Origin of the sequence: uncultured Kluyvera sp. (assembly GCF_902485085.1) — a bacterium.
GTDB lineage: Bacteria > Pseudomonadota > Gammaproteobacteria > Enterobacterales > Enterobacteriaceae > Kluyvera > Kluyvera ascorbata.
Genome location: NZ_CABTJS010000160.1, coordinates 40,684 through 48,507, shown reverse-complemented (window position 1 = coordinate 48,507; position 7,824 = coordinate 40,684). Strand labels below are relative to the sequence as shown.

The 7,824-nt window shown below is 55.6% G+C and carries 6 protein-coding genes; 2 read left to right on the top strand and 4 right to left on the bottom strand.

Annotated features, from left to right (window positions below; all coding sequences use genetic code 11):
* Positions 1 to 276: 276 nt before the first annotated feature.
* Genes hemG through pepQ form a run of 4 tightly spaced genes read right to left on the bottom strand, consistent with a single transcriptional unit; the run spans position 277 to position 4,262 of the window.
* Positions 277 to 810 carry a menaquinone-dependent protoporphyrinogen IX dehydrogenase gene (gene hemG / locus RDN66_RS19605; RefSeq protein WP_202216782.1) on the bottom strand — a complete coding sequence of 178 codons (534 nt, stop codon included), beginning with the start codon at positions 808 to 810 and terminating at the stop codon, positions 277 to 279.
* Between the two features lie 12 nt (positions 811 to 822).
* Entirely contained in the window at positions 823 to 2,274 is a 1,452-nt protein-coding gene (gene trkH / locus RDN66_RS19600; RefSeq protein ID WP_035894436.1) for a Trk system potassium transporter TrkH, read from the bottom strand.
* A gap of 42 nt (positions 2,275 to 2,316) precedes the next feature.
* Positions 2,317 to 2,931 carry an IMPACT family protein gene (locus tag RDN66_RS19595; protein ID WP_202216783.1) on the bottom strand — a complete coding sequence of 205 codons (615 nt, stop codon included), beginning with the start codon at positions 2,929 to 2,931 and terminating at the stop codon, positions 2,317 to 2,319.
* Positions 2,931 to 4,262 carry a Xaa-Pro dipeptidase gene (gene pepQ / locus RDN66_RS19590; protein WP_035894434.1) on the bottom strand — a complete coding sequence of 444 codons (1,332 nt, stop codon included), beginning with the start codon at positions 4,260 to 4,262 and terminating at the stop codon, positions 2,931 to 2,933. Before pepQ ends, RDN66_RS19595 begins: the two co-directional genes overlap by 1 nt.
* A gap of 191 nt (positions 4,263 to 4,453) precedes the next feature.
* On the opposite strand from pepQ, the gene fadB reads away from it, so the two are divergent.
* Both fadB and fadA read left to right on the top strand, forming a co-directional pair.
* On the top strand, positions 4,454 to 6,643 hold the full coding sequence (gene fadB, locus RDN66_RS19585; RefSeq protein WP_202216784.1) for a fatty acid oxidation complex subunit alpha FadB: 2,190 nt from the start codon (positions 4,454 to 4,456) through the stop codon (positions 6,641 to 6,643).
* A 9-nt stretch (positions 6,644 to 6,652) separates the two neighbouring features.
* Complete coding sequence (fadA, locus tag RDN66_RS19580; RefSeq protein ID WP_035894432.1) at positions 6,653 to 7,816, top strand: acetyl-CoA C-acyltransferase FadA; 1,164 nt, start codon at positions 6,653 to 6,655, stop codon at positions 7,814 to 7,816.
* Positions 7,817 to 7,824 lie beyond the last annotated feature (8 nt).

The window sequence follows — 7,824 nt, the reverse complement described above, 5'->3', positions numbered from 1 at the left end:
CAGATTGTCTGATAAATTGTTAAAGAGCAGTGCAACACGGCTTTCGCTCACTGTTGCGAGGTGGCGTATATTACGCTTTCCTCTTTCAGAGTCAAGCGTTTAATTTCGCTTTTCTCTGTTGAGATTCTCTGGAGAACCTCGCTGACCCGGCGGCTTGTTTGCCGTTGTTCCGTCTCAGTGGGGCCGCATTATAGGGAGTAATTGAGATCCCGCAAGCATAAATCTTAAAAAACTTTTCGTTCGCTCACTTTCCAGGCAATGCGTCGATTTAGCACCCTATTTGGGCGAAAGTTGCGCTAATTCTTTGGCAAATCCGGCCACCTGCTCCCAGTCGGTATACACCACTTCTTTACTGGTATCCGTTTCCCCACCGGTCATCTTCATAATGAGGCGAATCATAAAGCGGTCAAACCAGCGATAGCGAGGGTAACGTAGCGCGCCAGCGAACACGGCGCAGGCGTTTGGCTGCCATGGTGAACGCAGCAGGAACTTACGTGTATAGCTGTTGGTCTGCGGAGAACGCTTCTCTGGTTTGCGTGCTACCAGATTCACCGCAAAGAACGCGCTCGGAATCGCCTGCAGCGCCGTCGTGTTCTTCTTAACAAAACGATCGAGCGCAGAATGGAAATGGCCGTAACGAATAGAAGCGCCAATCACCACCCGGTCATACAGCTGCCAATCAATACTTTCCGTACGATTCAAGTCCACCATAGCGGTATCCACACCCAACTCACTGAGCTGCGAGCAAAGATAGGCCGCAATTTCGCGCGTCTGCCCATCACGGGTAGAAAAGAGCATTAATGTTTTCAACGCTGACTCCTGTTATTCGCGCCAGAATGTTGGGGTAAACAGCACCAGCAGCGTAAAGACCTCAAGACGACCAAACAGCATATTCGCAATCAGGATCCACTTCGCCACCGGATTCATGCTGGCAAAGTTATCCGCCACCACGCCGAGCCCAGGGCCGAGGTTGTTCAACGTCGCCACCACAGAGGCAAACGCAGAGAAGTCATCCACGCCGGTCGCGATGATTGCCAGCATGCTAATAATAAAGACCAGCGCGTAGGCGGAGAAGAATCCCCATACCGCCTCAAGGATACGTTCCGGAAGCGCACGGTTACCCAGTTTAATGCTGTAGACCGCATTCGGGTGAACCAGGCGTTTCAGCTCGCGGTTCCCCTGTTTGAACAGCAGCAGGATACGAATGACCTTCAAACCACCACCCGTTGAACCTGCACAGCCACCGATAAAGGCGGAACATAAAAGAAGAACCGGCAGGAACAGCGGCCAGCGCGCGATGCTGTCGGTAGTAAAGCCCGCGGTCGTCGCCATCGAGACCACCTGGAAGAACGCCTGGTTAAGCGTCGTCACCGCCGAGCTATAGATGTCATGGAACCACAGCACCAGGGTGCAGATAATCACCAGCGTCAGTTGTACCCCGATAAACATGCGGAATTCCGGGTCACGCCAGTACACCTTCAGGCTGCGTCCACTTAATAAAGAGAAGTGCAGGCCGTAGTTACAGCCGGAGATCAGCAGGAAGATAGCAATAATGGTATTGATGGTGGGACTATTAAAGAAGCCAACGCTGGCGTCATGCGTGGAGAAGCCGCCGATGGCAATAGTCGCAAAGCTGTGGCCAATCGCATCAAACGCGGGCATCCCGGCAAACCACAGCGCCAGCGCACAGGCCACAGTTAATAGTACGTAAATGAGCCACAGCGTTTTCGCCGTTTCGGCAATTCGCGGGCGCATCTTGTTGTCCTTCAGCGGCCCCGGCATTTCCGCTCTATATAGCTGCATCCCACCTACGCCAAGAATAGGCAGGATTGCCACCGCCAGCACAATGATCCCCATCCCGCCAAACCACTGCAGCATTTGTCGATAGAAAAGGATGGCGTGGGGCAGCGAGTCCAGCCCCACCAGCGTGGTCGCCCCGGTGGTTGTTAAACCGGAGAACGATTCAAAGAACGCATCGGTGACCGTCAGGTTCGGCTGTTCAGAGAAGATAAACGGTAGCGCACCCACGCTGCCCAGCACCGTCCAGAACAGAACAACAATCAGGAAGCCTTCGCGCGATTTCAGTTCGCCCTTCTCCCGACGGTTCGGCCACCACAGCAGCGAACCAATCACCAGCGCGACAAAAAAGGTTTGAGTAAATGCGCGCCCGGCGCCATCGCGGTAAATCAGAGCCACCAATCCCGGGAGGATCATTGTCCCCGAGAATAAGATGACCAGAAGTCCAACAATTCGAGTAATGGCACGAAAATGCATTTCCGGCGCGTCCTTTGATAATCAAAAAAGTCAGGAGGGGGATTATTCGTCAATCGCCAACAATTGCAATGAACCACGACTAAAATCCGCCAGTCTTGCGGAAAAATCATGCACTTTTGCCTGCGGCAGCGCGATACGGAGCTGTACCGACGCCTGATAATCACTGGCAACAATCTGCCCGGCATACTGCCCAACCAGCGACTCAATGCCCGCAAGCTGCCCGTATTCACATAGCAGAGTATATTCGGTTAACGGCGTTTTGATCTGCGTTGTCAGCAGATTGAGCCCCTGCTGCACGCCACCGCCGTAGGCTTTTACCAGCCCACCGGTACCTAACAAGATACCACCGTAGTAGCGAACCACTACGGCGGTGATTTCACCGACACCGCTGCCCATCAGCTGAGCGAGCATCGGTTTACCGGCCGTACCCGCCGGTTCACCATCATCAGAGAAGCCAAGCTGCTGTGAATCATCCGGTCGACCCGCCACCCACGCCACGCAGTGGTGGCGGGCATCCGGGTGTTCAGCACGTACAGACTCAACGAACACTTTCGCCGCCACCACCCCGTCGGTGTGCGCCAACAGGGTGATGAAACGACTCTTCTTTATCTCTTCAACAAAGGTGACCGGCTCGGCCGGTATTCGCCAGCTTTCCATTACGCCAGTTTCAGGTCACGCGTCATGTTTTCGATATTGTTCTCGTGAATAACCACGTTATCTTCAATACGAATGCCGCCAAACGGCTTCAGCGCTTCAATTTTCTGCCAGTTGAAGTGCTTGCTGAACTGACCTTCACGCCACGGCGCGAGCAGAGACTCAATAAAGTAGATGCCCGGTTCGATGGTCAGCACCATGCCGGGTTGCAGCACGCGGGTGCAGCGCAGGTATGGATACTTAGACGGTGCTGCCAGATGCGTGCCGGTGTCATCCTGCATAAAACCAGCGACGTCATGCACCTGCAGGCCCAGCGGGTGGCCAATACCGTGCGGCATAAACGGTCCAGTCAGGTCATTTTCGACCATCGCTTCTTCGCTCATATCGGTGACTATCTGATGCTTACGCAGCAGTTTGGCGATACGCTGATGGAACTGGATGTGGTAATCCACGTAGCTGGTGCCCGCCTTCATGGTGGCAATCAGCGCCAGCTGTTCAGTGTTCACATCTTTAATCAACTGAGCAAATTCATTGTCGCTGTGTGCCGCCCAGGTACGGGTAAGGTCAGCGGCATAGCCGTTATATTCCGCCCCAGCATCCAGCAGGAAGCTGCGGATTTCAGCTGGTGCGCGGTGATCCAGCTTGGTGTAGTGCAGCACCGACGCATGCTCGTTCAGCGCCACGATATTGCCGTAAGGCACATCGGTATCGCGATGACCGGTAGCCGTCAGATAGGCCTGGTTGATATCAAACTCACTCATGCCGGAACGGAAGGCTTCTTCTGCCGCACGGTGGCCGTTGACCGCCATCTTCTGCGCTTCACGCATACACGCCAGCTCATAGTCAGTCTTATAGGCGCGATAATAGTGCAGGTAGTCAATCACCCCTTTCGGGTTGATGTTGCTCGCGGCAATGCCCAAGCCCAGCGCACGCTCCGGAACCGGACCAATATAGCCGATGTTGCCACGTGCAGCGGGCAGCTGACTGCCAATGCCGTCCGCTTTTGGCAGCGCAATGACTTCAACCTCTTCTGTCCAGAACGAGGTCGGCAGCGGTTCGACGTTGTGCCAGTAATCAACCGGCAGGTAGAACCACAGCTTCGGTTTATTAACGCCGTCCACCAGCAGCCAGCAGTTTGGCACCTGAGTCACCGGCACCCATGCTTTGAACTGCGGGTTGACCTTGAACGGGTACGCGTGGTCATCCAGAAAAACATTCATCAGCTCGCCAGAGTGGATAAGCAGCGCATCGAGTTTGAAACGGTCGAGTGCGTTACGTGCTCGCTCTTGTAAGGTAACAATATGATTTTTATAGAGTGCGGCCAGTGATTCCATGATTTACCCTTTTGATTTTTTTACCCTTTAGTCACCGCATATTAGCACACCTCTCCCACCCTGCGTGATTTCCGCCGGACGTGATCCGACCAGCAAATATTTAAAGTCTTATTTGCATTTATTTAACACAAAATACACACTCCTGATTATCTGGTATGACCAGATCACTTTGCTGGATTCAGGAGACTGACATGCTCTACAAAGGCGACACCCTGTACCTCAACTGGCTAGAAGATGGCATTGCCGAACTGGTGTTCGATGCCCCAGGCTCAGTTAACAAATTAGATACCGCAACCGTAGCCAGCCTCGGGCAGGCGCTCGACGTCCTCGAAAAACAAAAAGAGCTGAAGGGGCTGCTGCTGCGCTCTGAAAAGGCGGCCTTTATTGTCGGCGCGGATATCACCGAATTCCTTTCGCTGTTCCTGGTGCCAGAAGAACAGTTCAGCCAGTGGCTGCACTTCGCCAACAGCGTCTTCAACCGTCTGGAAGATTTGCCGGTCCCAACTATCTCTGCCGTCAACGGCTATGCGCTAGGCGGCGGCTGCGAATGCGTGCTGGCCACCGACTACCGTCTGGCAACGCCAGATCTGCGTATCGGTCTGCCGGAAACCAAGCTGGGCATCATGCCGGGCTTTGGCGGCTCTGTGCGTATGCCGCGTCTGCTGGGTGCCGATAGTGCACTGGAAATCATCGCCGCCGGTAAAGATGTCGGTGCCGATCAAGCGCTGAAGATTGGCCTGGTCGACGGCGTCGTGAAGCAGGAAAAACTAATCGATGGCGCGCTGGCAGTACTGCGTCAGGCGATTAACGGCGACCTCGACTGGAAAGCCAAGCGTCAGCCGAAACTTGAGCCGCTGAAGCTCAGCAAGATTGAAGCCACCATGAGTTTCTCTATTGCTAAAGCGATGGTGATGCAGACGGCGGGTAAACACTACCCGGCGCCAATCACGGCGGTGAAAACGATTGAAGCCGCCGCGCGCTTTGGCCGCGAGGAAGCGCTCAATCTGGAAAACAAAAGTTTTGTTCCACTGGCCCACTCTAATGAAGCCCGTGCGCTGGTCGGTATTTTCCTCAACGATCAATACGTAAAAGGTCAGGCTAAGAAACTGACCAAACACATCGAACCGCCAAAACATGCCGCCGTACTGGGTGCAGGCATCATGGGTGGCGGGATCGCTTACCAGTCTGCCTGGAAAGGCGTGCCGGTTATCATGAAGGATATTAATGAAAAATCGCTGACCCTCGGCATGACCGAAGCCAGCAAACTGCTCAACAAGCAGCTTGAACGCGGCAAAATCAACGGTCTGAAGCTGGCAAGCGTGATTTCAACTATTCAGCCGACGCTGGAGTATGCCGGTTTCGACCGCGTTGATGTGGTCGTTGAAGCCGTCGTGGAAAACCCGAAGGTGAAAAAAGCGGTACTGGCAGAGACCGAGCAGAAAGTGCGCCCGGATACCGTGCTGGCTTCTAACACCTCAACTATTCCTATCGGTGAACTGGCCGATGCGCTGGAGCGCCCGGAAAACTTCTGCGGTATGCACTTCTTCAACCCGGTGCACCGTATGCCGCTGGTTGAAATCATCCGCGGTAAGAAAACTTCAGAAAGCACCATTGCGAAAGTGGTCGCCTGGGCGAGCCAGATGGGCAAAACACCTATCGTGGTCAACGACTGCCCTGGCTTCTTCGTTAACCGCGTACTGTTCCCGTACTTTGCTGGTTTCAGCCAGTTGCTGCGCGACGGCGCGGACTTCCGCAAGGTTGATAAGGTCATGGAGAAACAGTTTGGTTGGCCGATGGGCCCAGCCTACCTGCTCGACGTGGTCGGGATTGATACCGCGCACCACGCGCAGGCGGTGATGGCGGCCGGTTTCCCTCAGCGTATGCAAAAAGATTATCGCGACGCTATCGATGCGTTGTTCGACGCCAGCCGCTACGGCCAGAAAAACGGCCTGGGCTTCTGGCGCTATAAAGAAGACAGCAAAGGCAAACCGAAGAAAGAAGAAGACGCGGCGGTCGATAGCCTGCTGGCAGACGTTAGCCAGCCGAAGCGCGACTTCAGCGACGACGAGATCATTGCCCGCATGATGATCCCAATGGTCAACGAAGTGGTGCGTTGCCTGGAAGAAGGCATTATCGCCAGCCCGGCAGAAGCCGACATGGCGCTGGTCTACGGCCTGGGCTTCCCTCCATTCCACGGCGGCGCGTTCCGCTGGCTGGATACGCTCGGCAGCGCGAAGTACCTTGATATGGCGCAGCAATATCAGCACCTCGGTCCGTTGTATGAAGTCCCGGCCGGCCTGCGCGACAAAGCGCGCCATAACGAAGCGTATTATCCTCCAGTTGAGCCAGCCCGTCCGGCTGGTGAGCTGAAAACGGCTTAAGGAGTCACGATGGAACAGGTTGTTATTGTTGATGCAATTCGTACCCCGATGGGCCGTTCCAAAGGCGGTGCGTTCCGTAACGTGCGCGCCGAGGATCTCTCCGCGCACCTGATGCGCAGCCTGCTGGCGCGTAACCCCGCGCTGGAAGCGGCCGCCATCGACGACATCTACTGGGGCTGCGTGCAGCAGACGCTGGAGCAAGGCTTTAACATCGCCCGTAACGCGTCGCTGCTGGCGGAAATCCCGCATTCAGTACCGGCAGTGACCGTGAACCGTCTGTGTGGTTCTTCCATGCAGGCGCTGCACGATGCGGCCCGCATGATCATGACCGGCGACGCACAGGTCTGTCTGGTTGGCGGCGTAGAGCATATGGGCCACGTGCCAATGAGCCACGGCGTCGATTTCCACCCGGGCATGAGCCGTAACGTGGCGAAAGCCGCAGGCATGATGGGACTCACGGCTGAAATGCTCTCCCGTATGCACGGTATCAGCCGTGAAATGCAGGACGCGTTTGCCGCTCGTTCCCACGCTCGCGCCTGGGCTGCAACACAATCTGGTGCCTTTAAGAATGAAATCATTCCGACCGGCGGCCATGATGCAGACGGCGTACTGAAGCAGTTTAACTATGATGAGGTCATTCGTCCGGAGACCACCGTTGAAGCGCTTTCAACGCTGAAACCGGCCTTCGACCCGGTGACGGGAACGGTAACGGCAGGCACCTCTTCTGCACTTTCCGACGGCGCTTCCGCCATGCTGGTGATGAGCGAAAGCCGCGCTCGCGAGCTGGGCTTAACGCCGCGCGCGCGTATCCGTTCGATGGCGGTGGTCGGCTGCGACCCATCCATTATGGGTTACGGCCCGGTTCCGGCCTCGAAGCTGGCGCTGAAGAAAGCCGGCCTGACCGCGAACGATATCGATCTGTTTGAGATGAACGAAGCGTTTGCCGCGCAGATCCTGCCATGCATTAAGGATCTGGGGCTGATGGAACAGATTGACCAGAAGATAAACCTTAACGGCGGCGCGATCGCGCTGGGCCACCCGCTCGGGTGCTCCGGTACGCGTATCAGCACCACCCTGCTGAACCTGATGGAGCGCAAGGATGTCCAGTTTGGTCTGGCGACCATGTGCATCGGGTTAGGTCAGGGCATCGCGACGGTTATCGAGCGCGTATAAAAAACGCG